The 22544-nt window shown below is 58.7% G+C and carries 24 protein-coding genes; 6 read left to right on the top strand and 18 right to left on the bottom strand.

The annotated features are described in order from the left end of the window. The 4 genes from AB5Y85_RS05955 to AB5Y85_RS05940 all read left to right on the top strand — a co-directional run bounded on the left by AB5Y85_RS05955 (position 1) and on the right by AB5Y85_RS05940 (position 3693). The gene (locus tag AB5Y85_RS05955) at positions 1-642 is read left to right on the top strand and encodes a GNAT family N-acetyltransferase (RefSeq protein ID WP_257686971.1); all 642 of its coding nucleotides are present in this window, start codon (positions 1-3) and stop codon (positions 640-642) included. A gap of 60 nt (positions 643-702) precedes the next feature. Beyond that, a complete protein-coding gene (cobB, locus tag AB5Y85_RS05950; protein ID WP_257686970.1) occupies positions 703-1476 on the top strand; it encodes a Sir2 family NAD+-dependent deacetylase in 774 nt (257 codons plus the stop codon). A gap of 91 nt (positions 1477-1567) precedes the next feature. Continuing rightward, positions 1568-2044 carry a hypothetical protein gene (locus AB5Y85_RS05945; protein WP_257686969.1) on the top strand — a complete coding sequence of 159 codons (477 nt, stop codon included), beginning with the start codon at positions 1568-1570 and terminating at the stop codon, positions 2042-2044. Then, positions 2044-3693: a diguanylate cyclase gene (locus AB5Y85_RS05940; protein WP_257686968.1), complete on the top strand. Its 1650-nt coding sequence runs from the start codon at positions 2044-2046 to the stop codon at positions 3691-3693. Before AB5Y85_RS05945 ends, AB5Y85_RS05940 begins: the two co-directional genes overlap by 1 nt. Before the next feature lie 87 nt (positions 3694-3780). On the opposite strand, the gene AB5Y85_RS05935 is transcribed toward AB5Y85_RS05940, so the two are convergent. From AB5Y85_RS05935 to potA, 13 genes are all read right to left on the bottom strand, one after another. Further along, positions 3781-4785, bottom strand: a complete 1005-nt coding sequence (locus tag AB5Y85_RS05935) for a substrate-binding domain-containing protein (protein WP_257686967.1) — start codon at positions 4783-4785, stop codon at positions 3781-3783. Continuing rightward, the gene (rbsK, locus tag AB5Y85_RS05930; RefSeq protein WP_257686966.1) at positions 4785-5717 is read right to left on the bottom strand and encodes a ribokinase; all 933 of its coding nucleotides are present in this window, start codon (positions 5715-5717) and stop codon (positions 4785-4787) included. Before rbsK ends, AB5Y85_RS05935 begins: the two co-directional genes overlap by 1 nt. Before the next feature lie 108 nt (positions 5718-5825). Continuing rightward, entirely contained in the window at positions 5826-6701 is an 876-nt protein-coding gene (gene rbsB, locus AB5Y85_RS05925; protein WP_005351947.1) for a ribose ABC transporter substrate-binding protein RbsB, read from the bottom strand. 30 nt (positions 6702-6731) lie between these two features. Further along, a complete protein-coding gene (rbsC, locus tag AB5Y85_RS05920) occupies positions 6732-7700 on the bottom strand; it encodes a ribose ABC transporter permease (RefSeq protein ID WP_005336670.1) in 969 nt (322 codons plus the stop codon). Then, positions 7697-9226, bottom strand: coding sequence for a ribose ABC transporter ATP-binding protein RbsA (gene rbsA, locus AB5Y85_RS05915; protein ID WP_257686965.1), 1530 nt, complete (start codon positions 9224-9226; stop codon positions 7697-7699). The genes rbsC and rbsA overlap by 4 nt, the downstream gene beginning before the upstream one ends. A gap of 36 nt (positions 9227-9262) precedes the next feature. Further along, entirely contained in the window at positions 9263-9682 is a 420-nt protein-coding gene (gene rbsD, locus AB5Y85_RS05910; protein WP_257686964.1) for a D-ribose pyranase, read from the bottom strand. 233 nt (positions 9683-9915) lie between these two features. Further along, a complete protein-coding gene (locus tag AB5Y85_RS05905) occupies positions 9916-10533 on the bottom strand; it encodes a glutathione S-transferase family protein (protein ID WP_257686963.1) in 618 nt (205 codons plus the stop codon). Between the two features lie 247 nt (positions 10534-10780). Beyond that, positions 10781-11899: a hypothetical protein gene (locus tag AB5Y85_RS05900; RefSeq protein ID WP_257686962.1), complete on the bottom strand. Its 1119-nt coding sequence runs from the start codon at positions 11897-11899 to the stop codon at positions 10781-10783. Between the two features lie 69 nt (positions 11900-11968). Next, the gene (locus AB5Y85_RS05895; protein ID WP_257686961.1) at positions 11969-12478 is read right to left on the bottom strand and encodes a hypothetical protein; all 510 of its coding nucleotides are present in this window, start codon (positions 12476-12478) and stop codon (positions 11969-11971) included. A 449-nt stretch (positions 12479-12927) separates the two neighbouring features. Beyond that, complete coding sequence (locus AB5Y85_RS05890; RefSeq protein WP_257686960.1) at positions 12928-13995, bottom strand: extracellular solute-binding protein; 1068 nt, start codon at positions 13993-13995, stop codon at positions 12928-12930. An 81-nt stretch (positions 13996-14076) separates the two neighbouring features. Continuing rightward, positions 14077-14847 (bottom strand): spermidine/putrescine ABC transporter permease PotC, encoded by a 771-nt coding sequence (potC, locus tag AB5Y85_RS05885; protein WP_005336644.1) that lies wholly within the window; start codon positions 14845-14847, stop codon positions 14077-14079. Beyond that, positions 14844-15731 carry a spermidine/putrescine ABC transporter permease PotB gene (gene potB / locus AB5Y85_RS05880; RefSeq protein WP_257686959.1) on the bottom strand — a complete coding sequence of 296 codons (888 nt, stop codon included), beginning with the start codon at positions 15729-15731 and terminating at the stop codon, positions 14844-14846. Before potB ends, potC begins: the two co-directional genes overlap by 4 nt. Then, positions 15718-16821 (bottom strand): spermidine/putrescine ABC transporter ATP-binding protein PotA, encoded by a 1104-nt coding sequence (potA, locus tag AB5Y85_RS05875; RefSeq protein ID WP_257686958.1) that lies wholly within the window; start codon positions 16819-16821, stop codon positions 15718-15720. Before potA ends, potB begins: the two co-directional genes overlap by 14 nt. A 201-nt stretch (positions 16822-17022) precedes the next feature. Between potA and AB5Y85_RS05870 the strand changes: the two genes are divergently transcribed. Continuing rightward, positions 17023-17760: a hypothetical protein gene (locus AB5Y85_RS05870; RefSeq protein ID WP_005351939.1), complete on the top strand. Its 738-nt coding sequence runs from the start codon at positions 17023-17025 to the stop codon at positions 17758-17760. Between the two features lie 16 nt (positions 17761-17776). Continuing rightward, positions 17777-18463, top strand: a complete 687-nt coding sequence (locus AB5Y85_RS05865) for a DUF2987 domain-containing protein (RefSeq protein WP_206876929.1) — start codon at positions 17777-17779, stop codon at positions 18461-18463. A gap of 103 nt (positions 18464-18566) precedes the next feature. Here the strand turns inward: AB5Y85_RS05865 and ttcA are convergent, their stop codons facing one another. The 5 genes from ttcA to ccoS form a co-directional block, all read right to left on the bottom strand. Continuing rightward, positions 18567-19475, bottom strand: a complete 909-nt coding sequence (gene ttcA / locus AB5Y85_RS05860) for a tRNA 2-thiocytidine(32) synthetase TtcA (protein ID WP_257686957.1) — start codon at positions 19473-19475, stop codon at positions 18567-18569. A gap of 74 nt (positions 19476-19549) precedes the next feature. Continuing rightward, on the bottom strand, positions 19550-20497 hold the full coding sequence (gene uspE, locus AB5Y85_RS05855) for a universal stress protein UspE (RefSeq protein WP_129504042.1): 948 nt from the start codon (positions 20495-20497) through the stop codon (positions 19550-19552). Positions 20498-20648: 151 nt separating this feature from the next. Continuing rightward, positions 20649-21404, bottom strand: coding sequence for an FNR family transcription factor (locus tag AB5Y85_RS05850; protein WP_005351934.1), 756 nt, complete (start codon positions 21402-21404; stop codon positions 20649-20651). A 68-nt stretch (positions 21405-21472) separates the two neighbouring features. Next, positions 21473-22159, bottom strand: a complete 687-nt coding sequence (locus tag AB5Y85_RS05845; RefSeq protein ID WP_005336631.1) for a sulfite exporter TauE/SafE family protein — start codon at positions 22157-22159, stop codon at positions 21473-21475. Then, positions 22143-22331 carry a cbb3-type cytochrome oxidase assembly protein CcoS gene (gene ccoS, locus AB5Y85_RS05840; protein ID WP_005336630.1) on the bottom strand — a complete coding sequence of 63 codons (189 nt, stop codon included), beginning with the start codon at positions 22329-22331 and terminating at the stop codon, positions 22143-22145. The genes AB5Y85_RS05845 and ccoS overlap by 17 nt, the downstream gene beginning before the upstream one ends. Positions 22332-22544: the final 213 nt, after the last annotated feature.

The raw sequence follows: 22544 nt of genomic DNA, 5'->3' as shown, positions 1-22544 counted from the left end.
ATGCCGCGCTACCTCTGCTGGCCCATGCACCGGGAGCGCCTTGGCAAAGGACTGGAGGGCTGGCCCCATCCGGTTTCCCGAGCTGCGCTGCCACTGGCGATGCAGGTCTCCGGGGTGCCTTGCCTGCTGCGCGAGCTGCATGGGGTGGCGCCTGCCCGCATGCTGGCCGCTTACGATGCATTGAGTGAAGAGAGCATCTATCTGCGCTTTATGCGCCCGAAACGGACGCCGCCACCGGAACAGGTAGCCCAATTTCTCAATTACCATCCTGAACAACAGATTTCGCTGTTGCTGACCGATCTGGCTGGTGAGCCGCTGGCTCAGGCGCAATCAATCCGCCGCCGCCTTCATCCCGATCGGGCAGAGTTCTCCTGCATCGTGGCGGATCACTTCCAGCACAAGGGCGCGGGGAGGCGCATTCTGCTGGCGCTGGCACTGCTGGCCAGGGCGGACGGGATCCGGGAGTGGACGGCGGAAGTGCTGGCCCAGAACCGCCCGATGCTGACCCTGCTCAAGCGCCTTGGTTTGCCGCTGACCCTGGTGACCGGGCGGGAGATGGTCTTTGTCAGGCTGGATCTGTCGGTACTGGATGCCTGCTTGCCCGTGCCGCCAGCGGTGCCGCTTAAGACCAAGGGCGAATAGTGACACTTTTTTCCCTGTGCTAAGGTCACATTTATTGTGCGGGGATAGACGGAGCAGCTTATGGCGCAGTCATACAAACATATCGTGATCCTGACCGGCGCGGGGATCTCTGCCGAATCCGGCATCAAGACTTTTCGTGCCTGCGACGGTTTGTGGGAAGAGCACAAGGTCGAGGATGTGGCGACCCCCGAGGGGTATGCCCGGGATCCCGAACTGGTGCTGCGCTTTTACAACTCCCGCCGCAAACAGCTGCAACAGCCCCAGGTTCACCCCAATCCGGCCCACTATGCGCTGGCCCGCCTCGAGCGACTGCTGCCCGGTTCGGTGACTCTGGTCACCCAGAACATCGACAATCTGCACGAGAGCGCTGGCAGCAAGAACCTTATCCATATGCATGGGGAGCTGCTCAAGGTCCGCTGCCCCGAGTCCGGTCAGGTGATCGAGTGGCGCGGGGATCTCCATCAGGACGAGCTCTGCTCCTGCTGCCAGTTCCCCCAGCCGATGCGCCCCCACGTGGTCTGGTTTGGTGAGATGCCGCTCGGGCTGGATCGCATCTACAGCGCGCTTGCCCAGTGCGATCTCTTTATCTCCATCGGCACCTCTGGCGCCGTCTATCCGGCCGCCGGGTTTGTCCATGAGGCGGGCCTCAACGGGGCACACACCATCGAGCTCAATCTCGAACCGAGCGAGGTAGGTAGCCAGTTTGACGAAAAGCGCTATGGCCCAGCCTCCCTGCTGGTGCCCGCCTATGTCGATGAGTTGCTGGAGGCGTGCGGCATTCATCAACCGAGGCAAGTCGAGGGGCACAACTGGATGGAGATGCGCGGTCCCTGAGCTACTGTGCGACGGGACAGTTGCAATGGTTCGGTGAAATCGCCACACTGGCAACCATTTAAAAAATGGGACGCAGTTGGCGCAAATTACCATGACCGCAGTCAAGCAATGGATCGCTTTTTTTCTCCTGATGCTGGCCAGTGCCAGTGCATCGGCCTCCATCCCCCTGATGACCATGGTACTGCCAGATGGCCAGCAGGTGACCCTCGATGAGGCGGCCCTCTCCGCCTTGCCACAGACCGAATTCACCACCACTACTCCCTGGACCCAGGGCGCCCATCACTATCGCGGGCCGACCCTGTCAGCCGTACTGGCGGCGCAAGGGATCCCGGATGCTAGCAAGATCGCCGTATCGGCCCTCAACGGTTATCAGCAGGTGGTGGATCTGGCACTGTTCGACGGCGTGCCGCTGACCCTGGTGCGTCAGGAGGACGGCAAACCGCTGACCCGGCGCAACAAGGGGCCGCTTTGGCTGCTCATCCCGTTCACCACCTATCCCAAGCTGGACGTCCCTGCCATTCACAACTGCATGGTGTGGCAGGTGACCCGCATCGAGATCGTCGATTGATGGGGCTATCCCGCCAAAATCTGCTGTTGGTTGCGGTATCGCTGCTGTTTCTGCTCTCGTCGGGCAGCAGCCTCTATCTGCAGTATCGGCAGGAGCAGCTGGTCGATACCTTCTACCGCAATGTCCACTGGAACATCAGCCAGGTGATGCTCGAATCCCAGCGTTTCCTCTACGACCTGCAGCTCTATCGGGCTGGCAGACAGTCGATGGAGACCCTGAGCCTCGATTACGATCTGCTGTGGAACCGGCTCGACATCTTCCTCATCAGCAGTGAAACCGCCGAGATGCGCCAGCGGCACGGGCTCGGCAAAGTGCTGGCCACCCTGTTCGAGCAGATCAAGCAGCTGGAACCCCAGATGGAGGCCGGTGCGCTGCGCGAGGGGGCTGAGCTTGCCCGCTTGCAGGAGGCGATCGCCAACCAGACCCGTCTCATCGAACAGATAGGGGATCAGATCCTCTCCGGCCAGGAGCGGGAGCATTCGGTCAGCCAGATCCGCAACAGCCTGTTCTGGCTGCAGATATGGCAACTGATCCTGTTGCTGACTGGCGGCGCTCTGGTCGCTGCCCTTATTCGCGCCAATCTGGCGAACCGTCGGCTTGCCCTGCTCGATCCCCTGACCCAGCTTGGCAACCGCCGTGCCCTGCAGGAGCAGCTCTCTCGCGCTCTGCATGCCGATGATGTGAGCGCCCTGGTGGTGCTCGATCTCAAGCGCTTCAAGCAGGTCAATGATCTGCTGGGTTATCAGGTCGGTGATCGGCTGTTGCAGATGGTGGCCAACAAGCTGCAGCAGGCCCATGGTAGCCACGCTTACCGGCTCGGCGGTGACGAATTTGCCGTGGTGCTGACCAAGGCGAATGATGCGCTGGAAACCGCCATTCATGAGCTGGTGGATCTGCTCCATTTCGAGTTCGTGACCCGGGAGTGCAGCTTCGATCTGGCCTGTCGGCTCGGGGTCGCCAAGGCGCAGCAACAGGATGCCGCCCGGCTGCTGGATCAGGCCATCCTGGCCCTCAACCAGGCCAAGCGTAGCCAGGAGGGGGCGATCAGCTGGTTTGAGCCAGCCATGCTGCAGCAGTTGCAGTTGAGTCAGCAGCAGCTTCATCAGCTGCGAGAGTGGCTGGCGGGGCGCGAGCCTGCACCGCTGCAAGCGGCATTGCAGGAGCTGACGGACGGACAGGGCAACGAGATGTGGCAATTGGCGCTTGAGTGGCGTGAGCAGGGAGTCCCATGCCATATGCGCTGGCTGCAGGAGTGCGGGGTGCTGGGGCCCGTGTTGGCCCGTGTGCTGCAAGCGCACGAGGCGCAGTATGCCGATGGTCGGGCACTGCTGGTCCCGCTCGACAATCAGGCCCAGCAGACCCATCTACTGGCCTATTTGCCGGAGGCTTCCCGTACGCCGCTAGTGTTGCTGGTACCGACGCTGCAGCCGGATGGTGCCTTGCTGGCGGGATTGCGGCAGCAGGGTTGCACTCTGGCGCTCAGAGAGATTGGCAGCACCACCTCGGCGCAGCTGGCTGCCGGCTGGCCAGTCCGCTACTGGCTGCCGCAGGGTGATGAAGATGGCGAGTTGCTGCAACCGCTGGCCAGACGATTGGGGCTGGTGCCACTGCAAGTGCTGGCGGTCAGGGAGACCCGGTCGCTGGCCTGAGGGCAAAAAGCGGTATTGCACTGGCAAGAGACAAAATGAAACAAGGCGACCTCGAGGTCGCCTTGTTTCATTTATTGCCCCTGAACGTCAGGTGCGAGGGGCGCAGGATTGCCTGATCACCAGGTCCGGGTCGACGGTGATCAGGTGATTCTCCACCGCTTCGCCGTTGATCCGCGCCAGCAGGCGGGTGACGGCGAGGCGCCCCAGCTCCTCTTTGGGCTGGTTGACGGTGGTGAGTGGCGGCGACATAAATTCGGCCAGCGCCACATTGTCATAGCCGACGATGGAGATATCCCGCGGGATCACCAGCCCCGCCTGATGGGCGGCACTGATGGCTCCCATCGCCATCATGTCGTTGCAGACGAAGAGGGCGGTGGGGCGCTCGGGCAATGCCAGCAGACGAGTCATCGCCTGATGGCCGCTGGCGCAGTCAAAATCACCCTCCTGGATCCACTCCTGATTGACGATGAGACCCGCCTCCTGCAACGCCTGTTCAAAGCCAGCTTGGCGCTGGTTGGCGGGGGCGCGGCTATGGGGGCCTGTGATGCAGCCGATGGCGGTATGGCCCCGCTCAATCAGATGGCGGGTTGCGAGATAACCGCCGTGGAAGGAGTTGTCGGCGATCAGATCCACATCCTCACTGACCAGCCCCCAATCCATCACCACCACCGGCAGGCTCTTGAGCCAGTCGAGCTGATTGAACACCTCTTGCTGTCCTTCGCTACACATGATGAGCAGGCCATCGACCCGCTTGCGCAGCATCATCTTGAGGTAGGAGAGAGCGGTTTCCGCCTGACCTTCGGTGTTGCCCAGCATCAGGTTGTAGCCCTGCTCGAAGCAGTAACGCTCCACCCCGCGCACCACCTCGGCAAAGAAGGGGTTGCTGGAGGTAGTGACCAGCATGCCGATACTGTTGGTCTCCTTCACCTTAAGGCTGCGGGCCACCAGACTCGGGGCATAGTTGAGCTCGCGCATGGCCGCAAAGACCCGTTCGCGGGTCTCCTCGGCCACGAAACGGGTCTCGTTAATGACGTGGGATACGGTGGTGGTGGAGACCTGGGCCCTCGCCGCCACCTCCTTGATATTGGCCATCAGTGCCCCTGTGCAGTCTGCTCAAGCAGGAAGGTGTCGACCTCCTGCTTGCTCGGGATGGAGCTCTGGGCGCCGAACCGGGTGACGGAGAGTGCCGCCGCCCCGTGGGCAAAGCGCACCGCGCTGTGGAAATCGGCACCCGCCAGTTCCGCCGCCAGCAGGGCGCCGTTGAAGGTATCGCCTGCGGCTGTGGTATCCACCGCCTTGACCCGAAAGCCCGGTATCAGCTGTTGCTGCTGGGCGTTGCTGCAATAGACCCCCTGCGACCCCAGGGTGATCATCACGTCCGCAATGCCCATCTGGTGGAAGCGGGCGGCCGCCTCGCGGGCACTCGCTTCGTCGGTGACTTTGACGCCGGTCAACAGCTCCGCTTCGGTCTGGTTGGGGGTGATAAGGTCGACCAGTGCCAGCAGCTCGCTCGAGAGCGGACGGGCAGGGGCGGGGTTGAGCACCACCCGGGTGCCGTGGGCGCGAGCCAGCCGTGCAGCTTCATGGACGCTCTCGAGCGGCACTTCCAGCTGCAACAGCAGGGTGTGGGCGTCGGCGAGCATTGCTTCGTGGTTTTTCACCACGGCAGGGGTGATGGCACCGTTCGCCTCGGCGGAGATGCCGATGCTGTTCTCCCCCTCATCGCTCACATAAATGATGGCGATGCCGGTCGGGAGCTTGGGATCGAGTTCGACGGCGCTGACGTCGATGCCATCTTTGGCAAAGCCGCTCTTCATCTGGTGGCCGATGGCGTCATCACCGATGCGGGCGATAAAGGAGACGGGGGCGCCAAGGCGGGCGGCAGCAACCGCCTGATTGGCCCCCTTGCCACCCGGGACAACCTGATAGCTGTGGCCGGTCAGGGTTTCACCAGGGCGAGGAAAGTGGGGAACGCGCAGCACATGGTCTGCATTGACACTGCCCAGAACGACGAGACGATTCATGTTGACTACTCCTGATGCATCTTGGCTTGAACACTGTGATGGAGTGAGCTCAAGCCGGGAGGCACCTGAACGAGAGGGAAAAGGGGAGGCGAACCTCCCCTCGAGAACTTACTTGCTGACCACTTGCAGCGGTACCGGAATGGATTTCTCTACCGGTTGACCTTTCAGCACCTTGTCGGCAGTCTCGACGCCGATGGCACCGATCAGGGCGGGTTGCTGGGCCACGGTGGCGGCCAGTTTACCCTTGGCAACGGCGGCTTTGCCATCGTCAGTACCGTCGAAGCCGACGATCATCACCTCTTTACCGGCAGCCTGCACGGCGCGGATGGCACCCAGCGCCATCTCGTCGTTCTGGGCAAAGACTGCTTGAACGGTCGGGTGGGCCGCCAGCAGGTTTTCCATGACGTTCAGACCCTTGGTGCGGTCAAAGTCGGCAGGCTGGGAAGCCAGCACCTGCAGCTTGTTGGCTGCCACGGCCAGGGCAAAGCCTTCACCACGGTCGCGGGCGGCGGAGGTACCGGCAATCCCTTCCAGCTGAATGACCTTGGCGCCGGTACCCAGTTTTTCGGTGATGAAGTCACCGGCCAGCTTGCCGCCTGCCACGTTGTCGGAGGCGATATGGGCCTTGACCTCACCCTGCGCAGCACCGCGGTCCAGAGTCAGTACCGGGATGTTGGCGCGATTGGCCAGACGAATGGCGTTGCCGACCGCTTCGGAGTCGGTGGGGTTGATCAGGATGGCGCCGACTTTGCGCACGGTGAGATCTTCCATGTTGGAGAGCTCTTTGGCCGGGTCATTCTGGGAGTCCAGTACCACCAGCTCGTAGCCAAGCTCTTTGGCTTTGGCTTCGGCACCCTCTTTCATGGTGACGAAGAAGGGGTTGTTGAGGGTGGAGACCACCATGGCCAGGGTTTGATCGGCGGCATGGGCGGTGCCCAGCACGGACATGATGGCGGCAGCGAGCAGGGTATTGAGCTTTTTCATCATTTCATTCCTTGTGTGTGGCTTGTCTTATCAACGATTGCTTTTGTTATCGATCATCACGGCAAGCAAGATCACGCTGGCCTTGGCGATCATCTGGTAATAGGAGGATACGTCGAGCAGGTTGAGGGCGTTGTTCAGGAAGCCGATGATCAAGGCACCGATCAGGGTCCCCATGATGCGGCCCTTGCCGCCCATCAGGCTGGTACCACCCAGCACCACGGCGGCGATGGCATCCAGCTCGTAACCCATGCCCGCTGTCGGCTGGGCAGAGGAGAGGCGAGAGGTAACGATAAGCCCTGCCAGCGCCGAGAGCGCGCCGCACAGACCATACACCGCCAGCTTCACCCGATCCACATTGATACCGGAGAGGCGGGTGGCGGACTCGTTGCCGCCCAGCGCGTAGATATAGCGACCGAGGCGGGTATGGTTGAGCATGAACCAGGCGAGCAGGAAGACGATGGCCATCAGCCAGATGGGCACCGGCAGACCGAACAGGTAACCGGTACCGAGCCAGGCAAAGTGATCGGCGCCGTCACTGAAACCGGTGGAGATGGGACGCCCCTCGGTATAGACCATGGTGATACCGCGCAGGGCAGTCATGGTGACCAGGGTAGCGATAAATGCCTGCACCTTGCCCTTGGCAATGATGAGGCCGCTGACGCCGCCCAGCAGGGCACCGGCACCCAGAGTGAGGGGCACCACCAGCCAGATCGGCAGCTCCATGGCGACCATGGTGGCCGCCAGCGCACCGCACAGGGCCAGTACCGAGCCGACTGACAGATCGATACCGGCGGTAAGGATAACCAGCGTCATGCCGACCGCCATGATGGCGTTGACCGAGGTCTGGCGCAGGATGTTGAGCAGGTTGTCGGCGGTGAAGAAGTTGGGGCTCAGAAAGGAGACCACACCAATCAGGACCAGCAGCGCGACCAGGGATTTGTTCTCGATCCACCACGCCTTGCTCATGACGCCACGGCGGGAAAGGGTTTGGGTTGTCATTGGGATGCCTCTTGCTCTGCTTGCCACTGTTTACCGACTGCCGCCGCCATCAGCTTCTCCTGATTGGCATCGCGGGTGTTGAACTCTGCGCTGATGCGCCCTTCGTGCATCACCATGATGCGATCACTCATGCCGAGCACTTCCGGCATCTCGGAGGAGACCAGGATGATGCTCATCCCCTCCTTCTTGAACTGGTTGATCAGCTGATAGATCTCCTTCTTCGCCCCCACGTCGACGCCGCGGGTCGGCTCGTCGAGGATCAGCACCTTGGGCCGGGTCAGCAGCCCCTTGGCTATGGCCACCTTCTGCTGGTTGCCGCCGGAGAGCAGTTTTATCAGCTGATCCTGACTCGGGGTCTTGATGTTGAACAGGCGCACATAGTCGCTCACCGCCTGCCGTTCGGCCTTGCCATCGATCTTGCCGTTGCTGATGAACTCGTCGAGGGCGCACAGACTCATGTTTTCGCGCACCGACAGCTCCAGCACCAGCCCATCGCCCTTGCGATCTTCAGAGATATAGGCGATGCCTGCGGCCAGCCCATCAGCCGGGCTTTTGGGCACCAGAGCATGACCGTCCACTGCCACTTCACCGGCGCTGATGGGGCTGGCGCCGTAGATCAGCTTCATCAGTTCGGTACGGCCGGAGCCCATCAGGCCGCTAAAGCCCAGAATTTCCCCCTGACGCAGGGAGAAACTCACCCCGCGCACGCCGGGACCGGCCAGATCTTTCACCTGCAGGCTGACGGGGCCAAGCTCGCGCTCAAGACGCGGATACTGCTCTTCCAGCCGGCGGCCCACCATCATCTCGATGATCTTGTCTTCATCCAGATCGCTCACCGCCTTCTCGCCAATCCACTTGCCATCGCGCAGCACAGTGACCCGATCGCAGATCTCGAAGATCTCTTTGAGGCGGTGTGAGATATAGACGATGCCGCAGCCTTGTTCGCGCAGCTCACGGATAACCTTGAACAGCTGCTCGGTCTCGGTATCGGTCAGCGCATCGGTGGGTTCATCCATGATGATGACGCTGGCATCGAACGACAGCGCCTTGGCGATCTCTACCATCTGCTGTTCGCCGATGGAGAGATCCCCGAGTCGGGTATCCGGCCCATGCTTGACACCAAGTCGCGCCAGCAGGCCGCTTGCCCGCTCGCGCAGTTGTTGGTGGTCGATGCTGCCAAAACGGGTGCGCGGTTCGCGACCGAGGAAGATGTTGGCGGCAATCGACAGCTCCGGCAGCAGGTTCAGCTCCTGGTGGATGATGCTGATCCCCTGATCCTGAGAGTCGCGGGGGCCCTTGAAGTGGACCGACTGACCGCGGTAGCTGACGCTGCCCGTATCGGCCTGATAGATACCGGTCAGCACCTTCATCAGGGTGGATTTGCCGGCGCCATTTTCACCGAGCAGGGCCATCACCTGGCCCGGATAGACCCGCAGACCCGCTTCGTCGAGGGCACGCACACCGGGGAAGGTCTTGACGATCCCGGTCAGCTCCAGAATGGGGGAGAGGGGGGAGGTTGTGCTCATTTGCAGCTTCCTTGAAGAGGCCTTCTTTGAAGAATGTCAGAACGCCACACCGGCGCAGAGGATCAGGTTGGCGTAGGGAGTCACCTCGCCGCTGCGCACGATCGCCTTGCTCTGGCGGGAGCGGGTTTTGAACTCCTCATGCAGGCAGTATTCGATGGCGATGGGCTTGCCCTGGGCGGCTGCGTGGGCCTCAAGCTGATCGACCAGCGCCTGATGGGCGGCGGGGCTGATCTGCTTGATCTCGCCTGCCATGATCACCTTCTCCACCACCAGATCGGTGAGCAGGGCGGTCAGTACGGTTGCAAGGCTGGGGGTCCCCGCCATCAGCGCCAGATCGATCCGCTCCGGCCCTGCCGGAATGGGTAAGCCTGCATCGCAGACGGTGATCTCGTCGGTGTGGCCCATCTGTGCCACCAGAGCACTCAGGGGAGCATTGAGCAGTACGCCTCGTTTCATACAGCACCTCATCAGGCCTTGGCCCGTCAATCTGTGAACCGCTAGGCAACCGGTTACGCAACCGGTTGCGTCATGGCGCAAAGATAGGCTTTTTACCGGGGAAGGGCCACGGCAAAACCACGGAAATGTGAAAACGATCTCAAAGGCGGGAGAAGAAGTGCAAGGGAGGAGGCAGGAAGGGTGTCAGCAGAGCCCTGGCACCCTTGTTATTCATCGAGCTATTGATTTTATGGTTAGTTGGCCAGTGCCTTGGCGACCGCCGAACGGCTCAGCATGCGCTGATAATGATCGGCAACCTTGGGGAATTCACTGATCTCGACCCCATCGCTTTTCAGCCAGCCCGCGACCACGAACAGATAAATGTCTGCCACGCTGAACTGCTCGCCCAGCACCCAGGGGCCTGCCAGATAGTGCTGCTCAATCTGGGCAAAGCCATCGCGCATATTGCTGGCGACTTTCTGCTGCATGGCGGCAATGGCCTGCTCGTCATCCGCCCAGCGGCTGCCACGGCGACCGTGGGCGTGGGAGACATGCACGGTGGAGGCGAGGAAGCTGTTGACCTCCTGCATGCGGGCCAGCAGGAACGGGTTGTCCAGCGGCGCCAGCTTGGCTGCGGGGAAGCGCTGCGCCACATAGAGCAGCAGGGCCGGGGTCTCGGTCAGGGTGCCCTGATCGGTGACAAGGGCTGGCACTCGCCCTTTGGGGTTGATGGCAAGATACGCGGGGTCACGCTGCTCCCCTGCGGCGAGGTTGACGAGACGGGGTTGGAACGGGGCATTCGCTTCCAGCAGGGCAATCTGCACGGCCATGGCACAGGTGCCGGGAGCGAAATAGAGGGTCAGATCGGACATGAATACTCCTGATTGGCTCAGGCCACCCGCGATATCGGCGAAAGATTGTTTCGCGTAGCACCACGGGCAGTCATGAAAAAAGAGAGGGGGCAACGTTTGCCCCCCAACCAATCTACACCCCTAAGGGACGATGAAAAAGTGCAGAATTAATCGGCTTTGGCCAACTTGCCTTTTTTCGGCCAAAACTTCGAACCAGATAGTGCTGAGTTTTATTGGAAAAGACTGAGGGACGCTGTGGATTCATAAGTTAGCCACCAACTCGCTTTTCCATCCACTCTACGGCTTCATTGATGTCAGCAATTACCAGACATGGATAGTCGTTTGCCAATTGGAGATGCTTTTGCTGAAGCAGTGACCTTAGAGGTTTTTCCGTCATGAAGGCACTACAGTAACCAACTGCGGCTGCCGCATGTTGAAAGTCGTAGAAATCATTCGCTTCCAATTTTCTTCTTTTGTCCCAGCGAACTGCTGCATGGCATAGGGCAGAAACATGAAGACTCGGCAATCTCAGTGCCACGGACTTCTCTTTCACTAAGTTTCCGAAGACTGTGTGCCATTTCTGTTCACGCTCAAGTATTTCATGAACCGAGCACGAAGGCGAAACGCCCGATACTCTTTTGTATTCATTTTCCAACCACATGCGTGGTACATGCATGAACAGACTTAATGCACCGCGGATTTCATTAAGGTATAGCTGTTTAAAGTTCTTCACCTCATTTTGGTGATTTTGATTTAGCTCATTCAGCTTGTCAGCCATTTCACCAAACTTCTCGGGTGGAAAGAAGGTGTCGTCCTCGAGATAGGAAAGTACTTCAACTAATGGAATATTCCACATATGGTCAAAAAATGACTTTTGAATGACGAGTTCTTCTACCGGAGGAAAAACTGTCTCAGAAGGGTGCACTACGCCTAACACATAACTGAGTTTCGACCATATGAGGTCTTTGGGCTCATGATATTGAGCTCCGTTGGGTGTCAGCATGGTAATGACACTAATCAGCTCTTGTGCAACCCGTTGTTCGTATGGGGCGATTGTTATGCCATGGCTGAATTCATCAATTAGCTCTGCAGTCGCTTGCCGAGTTGTTAGATCTTGCTGTTTAAGCAACTCCAAAAACACGGATTCACTAATCGGGCAGAGAATTTTGCCGCTCGTTACAGCGCTTCTTATCGTGCCGAGCAGCCTATAGGCAGCCTGAATATTAGACCGCCCCATGTGTGCATCACGAAGTAGCACCCAAAAGCGTTGATCGAGATATATCTTCTCCATGTCTTGGATTGACTCAGCAAGCCCCAATGTTTTTGCTTTGACATATTGTTCTATAGAAATCTCAGGATGTTGCCTGTGAAACTCGAGTGAATGCATGGGATTACCTAGGAGATTAATGTCTTAATGTGCAGAGAACCGGCAAGCAGTGTCGGCTTGAATGCAATGTTATGTTCGATTTAGGTCAATTAGTGCCTGTTTTAGCAGGTCTGACAATGCCTGTTGGTGAGCGATAAACTCGGCTTCATAGAACTCAAATTTTGGTTCTTCATTATAATCAAGTTGTTTTCTGTCTCGTAGTTCTTCCAGCAAGAAAACTGAATCCTTGGATATAAACAAAACCCCTATATCCGTTGCTCTAGATAAAGCAGCGGATGCTTTGATGTACTCCAAATAGAGTTCTCTTTCCTTCTCTTCAGACAGTCCAGTCCCTTGGCCATAATCTTCCTTGTGAACTCGGAAGTATGTAATTTTATCGTAAAGAGCATTAATGATCTCTTCATATGCTTGTTCACGGCGTGTGATTTGAGATCTGTAGCTTTCCAGCCTAACGGCATAGTCATGTTTTATGGATTCTCTTAGTCTTTCGAGTATCCAATTTTTGCCAAGGAAGATAAGTAGCGCAGCTAAGCTTACGCTGCTAATTGAGCTGAGCAATGCTATTGAGATTGATTCCATATGAACCTAGAACATAACCATAGTTAGATGGAAGGCGTATTAATCCATTTATATAAATATCTATATGACGCCGTATCACATTCTGTGAATGAGAAATTAAATTACTTTAAAATCATAATATTACTAACATGTGTTAATTGTCTAGGTATGTTCGCTTGAATCGGCTTCATGTCTGCTGTTAGCCGTTCTGCTACCGCATTCAAATCCTCCAATCTGCTGTGTATCACGACATCGTCTTGCTGCACAGTTCAAGCAGCATCACCAACCCTGATCTGCATACTCATTCGGTTGGTGTTTGGCTATTGGGTTACTAATCCCGCGGCTCCATAAAATGCAGCAGGTGCCGGTGCATGGCTCGTTGTGGCTAGGCGTCGCAGATCCGAAAGACGAAAAAGGGGGCAATTGCCCCCTTAATCCATTAAACCCGTCAGGGCCGATTAACCGCCGACTTAACCCGCCTTGGCCACCATGGCTTTAAGTTGCAGGAAGTACTGCTCGTAGAGGCGGGAGGCGTCCCCCACATCGGACTGAAATTCCCCCTTGCGTTTGGTCTCGTCGCTCGGGAAGACCATGGGGTTGTTGCGAAACGCCGGGGTGAGCAGGGGAATGGCATCCTTGACCGGGGTGGGGTAGCCAATTGCCTCGGCCACCTTGGCGGCCACATCGGGGCGCATCAGGAAGTTGATCAGGGCATGGGCCTCTTTCACATGCTTGGCCTTGGCCGGGATGGCGAGGTTGTCCATCCAGAGCACGGCGCCTTCTTCGGGGTAGGTCATCTGGATGGAGGGGTATTCGCGCTGGGCACCGTAGGCCGAGCCGTTCCACAGCATACCGATATTGACCTCACCGGCGATAAAGGGGTCGGCCGGGTTGTCGGAGTTGAACGCCTTGACGTTGGGCATCAGCTTTTTCAGGTATTCGAACGCTTCGGCGATCTGCGCCTTGTCCTGGGTGTTGGGGCTATAGCCCAGTTGCACCAGCGCGATATGGAACACCTCGCGGGCATCGTCCATCAGCAGCAGGCTCTCTTTCCACTCCGGTGCCCAGAGCTGCTTCCAGCTGGTGACCGGCTGCTCGATGATGTCGGTGTTGGTGCCGATCCCGGTTGCGCCCCAGATATAGGGGATGGAGTAGCGGTTGTCCGGGTCGTACTCATGGTTGAGCAGGGTGGGGTCGAGGTGCTTGAAGTTGGGCAGCTGGGCGCGATCCAGCGGCTGCAGCATCCCCTCCTTGGCCATTTTCGAGATGAAATAGGTGCTGGGCACCACCACGTCATAGCCGTCGCCATGGGTTTTCAGCTTGGCGTAGAGGGTCTCGTTGGATTCGTAGGTGGAGTAGATCACCTTGATGCCGGTCTCTTGCTGGAACTGTTCCAGCAGGCCGTCCGGCACATATTCCGACCAGTTGTAGAAGTAGACCACTTTGTCATCGGCCGCGTGAGCGCTCTGGCTCAGCAGCGGGTTGGTGAGGGTGAGGGCGGCTGCCAGCAGGGCGCCGGCCTTGTGTTGGATTGTCATCAACAACTCCTTGGGGTTATGGGGCCTTGCGGCCCACCGTGACAGAGTTCGCCAAAGATGGCGGGGACGAAACGGGCAGGGTCAACCCTGCCGTTTACGCAGTAACAGTTGCGCCAGCAGCACCATCCCGAGAGAGGCGACCAGCATCAGGGTGGCCAGGGCGTTGACCTCGGGGGAGACCCCCACCTTGACCATGGAGTAGATCTTGAGCGGCAGGATCTCGTAGGCCGGGCCGGTAACAAAGGAGCTCACCACCACGTCGTCCAGCGACAGGGTAAAGGAGAGCAGCCAGCCCGCCATCACCGCCGGCAGGGCCAGCGGCAGTATGATGCGGCGCAGGATGATCCACTCGCCAGCCCCCAGATCCCGCGCGGCTTCCAGCATCCGCACATCAAAACCGCACAGCCGCGAGTAGACGGTGATCACCACAAACGGCAGGCAGAAGGTAATGTGGGCGATCAGCAGCGACCAGAAGCCCAGCGCAATGCCGGTCACCACAAACAGGGTCAGCAGCGAAATGGCCATCACGATATCGGGGGACATCATCACCACGAACAGCATGCCGCTCACGTACTGTTTGCCGCGAAAGCGGTAGCGAAACAGCGCTACGGCGGTGAGGGTGCCGATCAGGGTGGCCGCGGTGGCGGTGAGGGCGGCGATGGTCAGGGAGTGTTGGGCCGCCTGCATCAGGCTGGCGCTGGCAAACAGCTTCTCATACCAGCCCAGGGTAAAGCCGCGCCAGTCGATGCCATATTTCGACAGGTTGAAGGAGTTGGCGATCAGCACCCCGATGGGCACATAGAGATAGCCAAACACCAGCAGCAGAAAGAGGGCTTTCAGTGCGCGCATCATGCCAGCTCCTCCTTCTTGCTGAGCAGCTTGCCTGCCCGCCAGTAGCAGTAGACCAACAGCGCCATCAGCACCGTCAGCATCACGCTGATGGCGGCGCCAAAGGGCCAGTCACGGCTGTTGAGGAACTGGGTCTTGATCAGGTTGCCTATCAGCAGGTGCTTGGCGCCCCCCAGCAAGTCGGAGACATAGAACATCCCCATGGCGGGCAGGAACACCAGCAGACAACCGGCGATGATGCCGGGCAGGGTGAGGGGCAAGATGATCCGCACCAGCCGCTGCCAGCCGTTGGCGCCGAGATCTCGCGCCGCCTCCAGCAAACGGCCATCCAGCTTCTCGATGCTGGAGTAGAGCGGCAGCACCATAAAGGGGAGCAGCACATAGACCAGCCCGATGATGACGGCCACCTCGGTATACATCATCTGCAGCGGCCGCTCGATAAGCCCCAGATCCAGCAGCCAGCCATTGATCAGCCCCCGGGTGCCGAGCAGCACTTTCAGGGCATAGGTACGAATGAGGGAGTTGGTCCAGAACGGCACCACCACCAGAAACAGCAGCAGCGGGCGGATACGCGCTGGCAGATGAGCCAGCAGCCAGGCAAAGGGGTAGCCCACCAGCAGGCAGATGGCGGTGGCGAGCAGCGCCAGCCAGAGGGAGTGGAGCAGCACCTCTAAATAGAGGGGGTCCAGCAGGCGGCCATAGTTGCTCAGGGTAAAGAGCGGCGCGATAAGCTCGGATTCGTCACGGGTCAGGAAGCTGACTCCGATGATCATCAGGTTGGGCAGGAAGACGAACAGCGTCAGCCAGCCCAGGATCAGCGCGATGGCCCCGTTGCGAAAGCCGTTGTGGGCAAAGCTGTGCGGTACCCGCAGATTAGTGAGGCTCATAGGGCAGCACCACCTCCCAGCTGTCAACCCAGTGGATCGCCACCTCCTGACCGAGACGGTAGTCAAAGTCGGGGTCATCCTCGTCGAAGAACTCGGAGATAAGCAGCTGTTTGCCACTTTCGAGCTCGATCACCGAGTCCAGCGTCGCCCCCTTATAGTTGCGCTCGCGGATATTGCCCCGTAGCGCACCGCTCTGATCGTCATCCTGATCTAGAATGCGCAGATCTTCCGGGCGAAGCAGCACCAGCACCTTGTCGTCAGGCTGGAATGGCAGTGTGGTATGAAGCAGGCATTCGCGCCCCTCTACCTCGGCCTGCCAGACACCGGGTTCGCGCTGGCTGATCAGCTTGCCATCCATCACGTTGATCTCGCCGATAAAGCGGGCCACGAACAGGTTGGCTGGCGATTCGTAGATATCGCGCGGGGTGCCGCGCTGGATGATCTTGCCGCCCTCCATCACCAGGATGCGATCAGACATGGTGAGCGCCTCTTCCTGATCATGGGTAACGAAGACAAAGGTGATGCCCAGGCGACGCTGCAACGCTTTGAGCTCGCTCTGCATCTGCTTGCGCAGCTTGTAGTCGAGCGCCGAGAGGGATTCGTCAAGCAGTAGCAGGCGGGGCTTGTTGACCACGGCGCGGGCGATGGCGACCCGTTGCTGCTGGCCGCCGGAGAGCTGATCCGGGCGGCGGTTGGCCAGCTCGGTAAGCTGCACCATGGCGAGGGTCTCCTCGACCCGCTGACGGATCTCGCTGGCCGGTACTTTCTGCATCTCGAGGCCAAAGGCGACGTTTTCAAACACCGTCATATGGGGGAAGAGCGCATAGCTCTGGAACACGGTGTTGATGTGCCTGTGTTCGGCGGGGATATGGGTGATCTCGTCACCGGCCAGATGGATGGTACCACCATCGACCGATTCGAGCCCGGCCAGCAGGCGCAGCAGGGTGGTCTTGCCACAGCCGGAAGGGCCCAGCAGGGTAAGAAATTCACCGTCATAGATTTCAAGGTCAAGGTCACTCAGGATCACCTTGCCATCGTATTTTTTGCTGATCTTGTTCAGCGCGACAATTACCTGTGGATTGTTCATCATCCGCCAGTCTCACCCCAGCCAGTGGCCATCGTGTTGAAAGAGGGCCGCATTCTATGCAGCCGACACATGAAATTAAAGGCTTTTTGGCCCGAATTAGCCGCAAGTGCGCAGGAAAAACGGCTACGAATAGCAGACCAAATCGCTATAATGTGCCACCTGATTTGGTCGTTTTCGATATTGGATAGTCAATTGAGTAATAAAATGCGTATTGGCGGCTCCCTTGAGCAGTCTCTGAACCAGGGCTATCGCCTTGATCTGAAAGGGGTCATCCAGGAGGGATGGCAACAGACCCGCCGTACCGGATTTGGCCTGCTGCTGGCGATTGTCGGGGTGACGGCGATCTGGATCCTGCTAAGCAATGTGCTGCTGTTGCCCTATCTGGGGGATGACAGCCAGATGAATGTGGCCATGGTACTGAGCCTGCTGATGACGGTGGTGATGGCCCCCATGACCAGCTCCCTCGATATGCTGGGGTTGCAGCAGTCGGTCGGGGTGCGCGCCCGGGCCAACCAGGTGTTCGACTTCTTCCGCCACTTTGTACGCCTCGGCATGCTGAGCCTGCTTGGCAGTCTGCTCACCAGCCTGTTTGGCCCGCTATTCGATCTGCTGGGATTGCCCGCCGTACTCTCTTTCATTCCCTCGGCCCTGATCGGTATGGGGCTGCTCTTTACCGTCCCGCTGGTGCTGGAACGCGGCCTGACGCCGCCCCAGGCCATTCTGGTCTCTCTCAAGCTCTTTGCGCGCGGCTGGCCCAGCATTGTGCTGTTCCACGGTGTGATGACCGCGCTCTTCTTCCTGGCTCTGATCCCCATGGGGTTGGGACTTATCTGGGTGGCACCGCTCTATTTCAACTGCAAGGGGATCCTCTATCGGGATCTCTGCGGGGTGGGGGTAGAGGTTAACGAGGTGACAGAAGGCCCCAACCATTTCAATGCATGATGCAAAAGGACGTTGAATGACCCGTCGATATGGAGTGACCAAGGCTGTGCGCCAGAGCCTGCTGGCCACGCTCTTGCTGCCAGGGCTGGCGCTGGCTGAGCCGGTGCTGGCTCTGCAATACAGCACCTTCTACAGCCAGATGAAGACCTTTGCCAAAGGGGAGTTTGGTCACGCCAGACTGGGGTTTTATCTGACCGATCCGCAAAATGGTCAGCGCTGTGGCCTCACTTTTGCCCGAGTTGCAACCGACAGCAAGGAAGTGGCGGGCGAGGTAACGGTCGATAGCGAACTGCGCCTGCCTTTTGATGAGGATCTCAACCTCGACAAGGGGATCGTGACCGTCGGCCTGAAAGAAGAGCACGCCACATGCGATATGACGGTACAGGTGATGGCCGATGCGCCGAACGGGCCCGAACTGCCACTGGCCGAGCTGGCGGCCCGTCAGCAGCAGATGCAGTCCCTGCTCGACAAGATGGCGGGCATGGTCGGCAAGCACTTCCTGCCGAAGATGGAAGGGGTACGCATTACCCTGGTGCAACAGAGCGGCACCGCCTATCTGATTGATGGCGCCCGTCAGGAGGCGCTGCCCTGGCAGGAAGGCCACCTGCTGCTGAGCAATGAGCAACTGGCCGCGTTCGCTGCCGGGCAACTGCGCCTGCAGGGTGACGTGCTGCGACTGACCCCCTGGCTGCATAAAGGGTGAGATCGGTCGCGCTGTCACCGCAGTGACAGGCCAATCCAGAAAGCAAAAAAGGAGCGATCATCGCTCCTTTTTTATTGCGTGGCGTTTGCCCTGTGACGGCGGCTTAGCGCACTTCAATCACATCCAGCATGTCCATCTCGTCGATATCCAGCAGCGGCGCCTTCGGCATCTCGGGCGGATCAAACGCCTTGTCGCCGCCATCGATGATGCCGGAGTCACGGTTGATACTCTTGAAGTCAAACAGCTTGTGGTCGAGCAGGTGGCTCGGGATCACGTCCTGAATGGCGGTGAACATGGTCTCGATACGACCGGGGAAGCGGCGATCCCAATCCAGCATCATCTGCTTGATGGCCTGACGCTGCAGGTTCTCCTGCGAGCCGCACAGGTTACACGGAATGATGGGGAAGGCTTTGACGTCTGCGTAGCGGATCAGATCCTTCTCTTTGCAGTAGGCCAGCGGGCGGATCACCACGTTCTTGCCATCATCGCTCACCAGCTTGGGCGGCATGGACTTGAGCTTGCCACCGTAGAACATGTTGAGGAACAGGGTCTCGAGGATGTCGTCGCGGTGGTGGCCAAGGGCAATTTTGGTGCAACCCAGCTCCTGGGCGGTGCGGTAGAGAATACCGCGGCGTAGCCGTGAGCAGAGGGAGCAGGTAGTTTTGCCTTCCGGTACCTTCTCCTTGACGATGGAGTAGGTATCCTCTTCGACGATCTTGTACTCGATGCCGAGGGAATCCAGGTACTCGGGCAGCACGTGCTCGGGGAAGCCGGGCTGCTTTTGATCCAGGTTGACGGCAACCAGATCGAAATGGATGGGGGCGCTGGCTTTGAGGCTCATCAGTATGTCGAGCATACCGAAGCTGTCCTTGCCGCCGGAGAGGCAGACCATGACCTTGTCGCCCTCTTCAATCATGTTGAAGTCGGCAATGGCCTGACCCACGTTGCGCCGCAGGCGCTTCTGCAGTTTGTTAAAACTGTATTTTTCTTTGGCGTTCAGCTCTTCTAGCATGCTCGTAAAACCCGGGACACAAATAAGCGCGTTATTATAGCCATGTCCCGGGGGAGGGCAAGGTGCCAGGCACCTTATGATTGATTGCGACGACTGTCGACCGGACAGCTGTAGTCCGCCGGTTTGAGGATCAGGATGTCGCAGGAGAGGCGGTCAATCACATGTTCGGCGGTATTGCCGAGCAAAGCTGCAGAAAGCCCGGTACGGCCGACGCAGCCCATGATCATCAAGGTTGCTTTGAGCTCTTCGGCCATATCCGGCAACACCTCTTCCGGTAGCCCCTCTGCAACCCGGGTCCAGAGATGACCGATCCCGAACTTGTCGGCATGGCTCAGCAGCAGGCTTTCATGGTGTTTGCGGATCGCTTCGTTGTAGGCGTTGGGATCAAACTCCGGCAGCTCTATGGCCACGTTGACCGGGGTGCCCGGGTAGGTATTGACCAGATAGAGATTGGAGCCCAGCAGCTCGGCGATATCGCTTCCCTCCTGGGTGATCCGTTCGTTGAGCAGTTTCTGATCCGGATCGTCGCTTGAGCAGTTGATGGCGGCGATGATGTTGCCGCCCCGTTGCCAGTGCCCCTCCTTGACCAGCAGCACCGGACAGGGGCATTTGCGCAGCAGGTGCCAGTCGGTGGGGGTAAAGATGAAGGTTTGCAGGAAGCTGTGATGGTGAGTGGCTTTGACCACCAGATCGTGGCGCTGCTCCAGCACTTCCTGAATGACACACTCGAAGGGACGATTGTGCCAGACTACTTTCACTTCGCATTCGATCCCCTGTGCCCGATAGGGGATCAGGATCTCGTCCAGCCACTCACGTCGCTGTGAAATGACGCCGTCGCGCATCTCTTGCCGCTCGTCCACCGAGAGCATGGCAGTCATTTCATACGAGAAGTCATAGATGGTGAGCAGCAGGGTCAGATGGGCGTTTTCGTCCAGCTCGGCGACTTTGACTGCCCGTTCGAGGGCGATTTGACGCTCCTCTTCTGGATTGATAACCACCAGAATATTCTGATATTTGACCATCTTCTCCTCCTTGGAAAAGTCCAATGACAGCAGAATCTTAGCCATTACAGCTTAGCGCAGGAGGAGGGTATGGGGAACGTACCGGATCACATTCCAGAGGAAAGGATCCGGCAGGGAAAGCAGGAGAAAAGCGGGAGGGTAAGCGGAAAAATCAGCCGCAGGGCGGGCGAGTAGCTCCGGCCATCATGCCAAGGGCGACCTGATCCAGCACGGTAATGTATTTGCCTTTAACGCTGATGAGACCGGACTTCTGGAAACGGCCGAGCAGACGACTGATGGTCTCGACGGTCAGACCCAGATAGTTGCCAATGTCACCACGGGTCATGGAGAGACGGAACTCCTTGGCGGAGAAACCGCGCTCGGAGAAGCGTACCGACAGATTGTGCAGGAAGGCGGCGAGGCGCTCTTCAGCATTCTTCTTGGAGAGCAGCAGGATCATCTCCTGATCGCCCATGATTTCGCTGCTCATCAGACGCATGATCTGCTGGCGCAGTTTGGGCATCTTGCCGGAGAGATCATCCAGCACTTCAAAGGGGATCTCGCACACCATGGCCGTTTCCAGCGCCTGGGCGAAGGAGGGGTGGGCCTGCTTGTTGATGGCATCAAAACCGACCAGATCGCCAGCGAGGTGGAACGCAGTGATCTGCTCATCCCCTTGCTCGGTGATGGTGTAAGACTTGATGGTCCCGGAACGGATGGCATAGAGCGATTTGAACTCATCGCCAGCCTTGAACAGCTCTTCACCCTTCTGGATCGGCTTCTTGCGCTCGATGATGCTGTCCAGCTGATCAAGCTCGTTGTCGTTCAGAGTGAAGGGAATACAGAGCTGACTGATGCTGCAATCCTGGCAATGAATTGCACAGCCACCGCTCTGGATACGTCTGCCAGGTTTCTTTTCCGGGATCATAGGCTCATACGAATAATTGATTTATATCAAACAAGTTTACCATCAACTCATCCGTTTTGGATAGGGTTTCAAAAGGAAGCAATGCCAATCCAGAAGGTATGCACCCCGAACAAAATGAGCAGCAGGGCACCGCCAAGGCGCAAACTGCGCAGGGTGAGCCAGTATCTCAGGCGGTCGGCAAGCCCCCCCAACGCAAACAGGGTGGGCAGGGTGCCGAGACCAAAAAAGAGCATGATGAGCGCACCGCCACTGGCCGAACCGGCCGCCGCGCTCCAGGTCAGCATGGAGTAGACCAGCCCGCAGGGCAGCCAGCCCCACACCATGCCAAAGGGCAGTGCCTGAAGCGGTGAGGTGAAGGGGATAAATTTGCCCGCCAGCGGTTTGATTCGGGGCCAAAGTCTGGCGCCGAGCCGCTCCAGCAGCAAGATCCCTTGCCACCAGCCCGCCAGATAGAGACCAAGCGCAATCATCAATAACGCCGCCACCAGACGTAAGCCGGCAATAGCGTGTTTGCCAGCGCCCAGCTCACTGGTGGTGGCGAGCAGGCCGCCCACCAGTGCACCAGCAATGACATAGCTCAGGATCCGGCCGAGGTTGTAGTTGAGCAGATAGGCGAGTCGCCCCCAAAAATGCTGCTTGTTGGCTGGGATCGCCATGGAGAGCGCGGCAGAGACACCCCCACACATGCCGATGCAGTGAGCGGAGCCTGCCAGTCCGACCAGCAGGGCGCCGGCCAGATCAAGGTTGTGGGTCATGGTCAGCAGGCTTTACGGGTTTGTGGGCAGGTTGCTCTTCGTCAAACAGGATGTTGGAACCCTGCCGGTCGAGATCTTCAAACTGCTCGGAGCGAATGGCCCAGAAGAAGACGACCCCGGCGATGATCACAAACAGGATGGCGATGGGGATCAGGACAAAAATTATATTCATGAGAGGTACCTTGGCGTTCATCCTTGGCAAGCGTCCCCTATGGTAACCTTGTTCGGGCAGGGGGCCAGCCGGTATTAGTTAGAAATGTGGCCTGCATCGGAGGCAGGCCACATTTTCAGATATTTTCCGCCACCAGTCTCATCGGTTGAGGCGCATGGAGTTGGTCACCACGATGAGCGAGCTGAGCGACATGCCAGCCGCCGCCAGATAGGG

The sequence above is a fragment of the Aeromonas sp. R3-1 genome (assembly GCF_040908345.1).
Lineage (GTDB): Bacteria > Pseudomonadota > Gammaproteobacteria > Enterobacterales > Aeromonadaceae > Aeromonas > Aeromonas veronii.
This window is presented reverse-complemented; position numbering and strand designations above follow the sequence as displayed.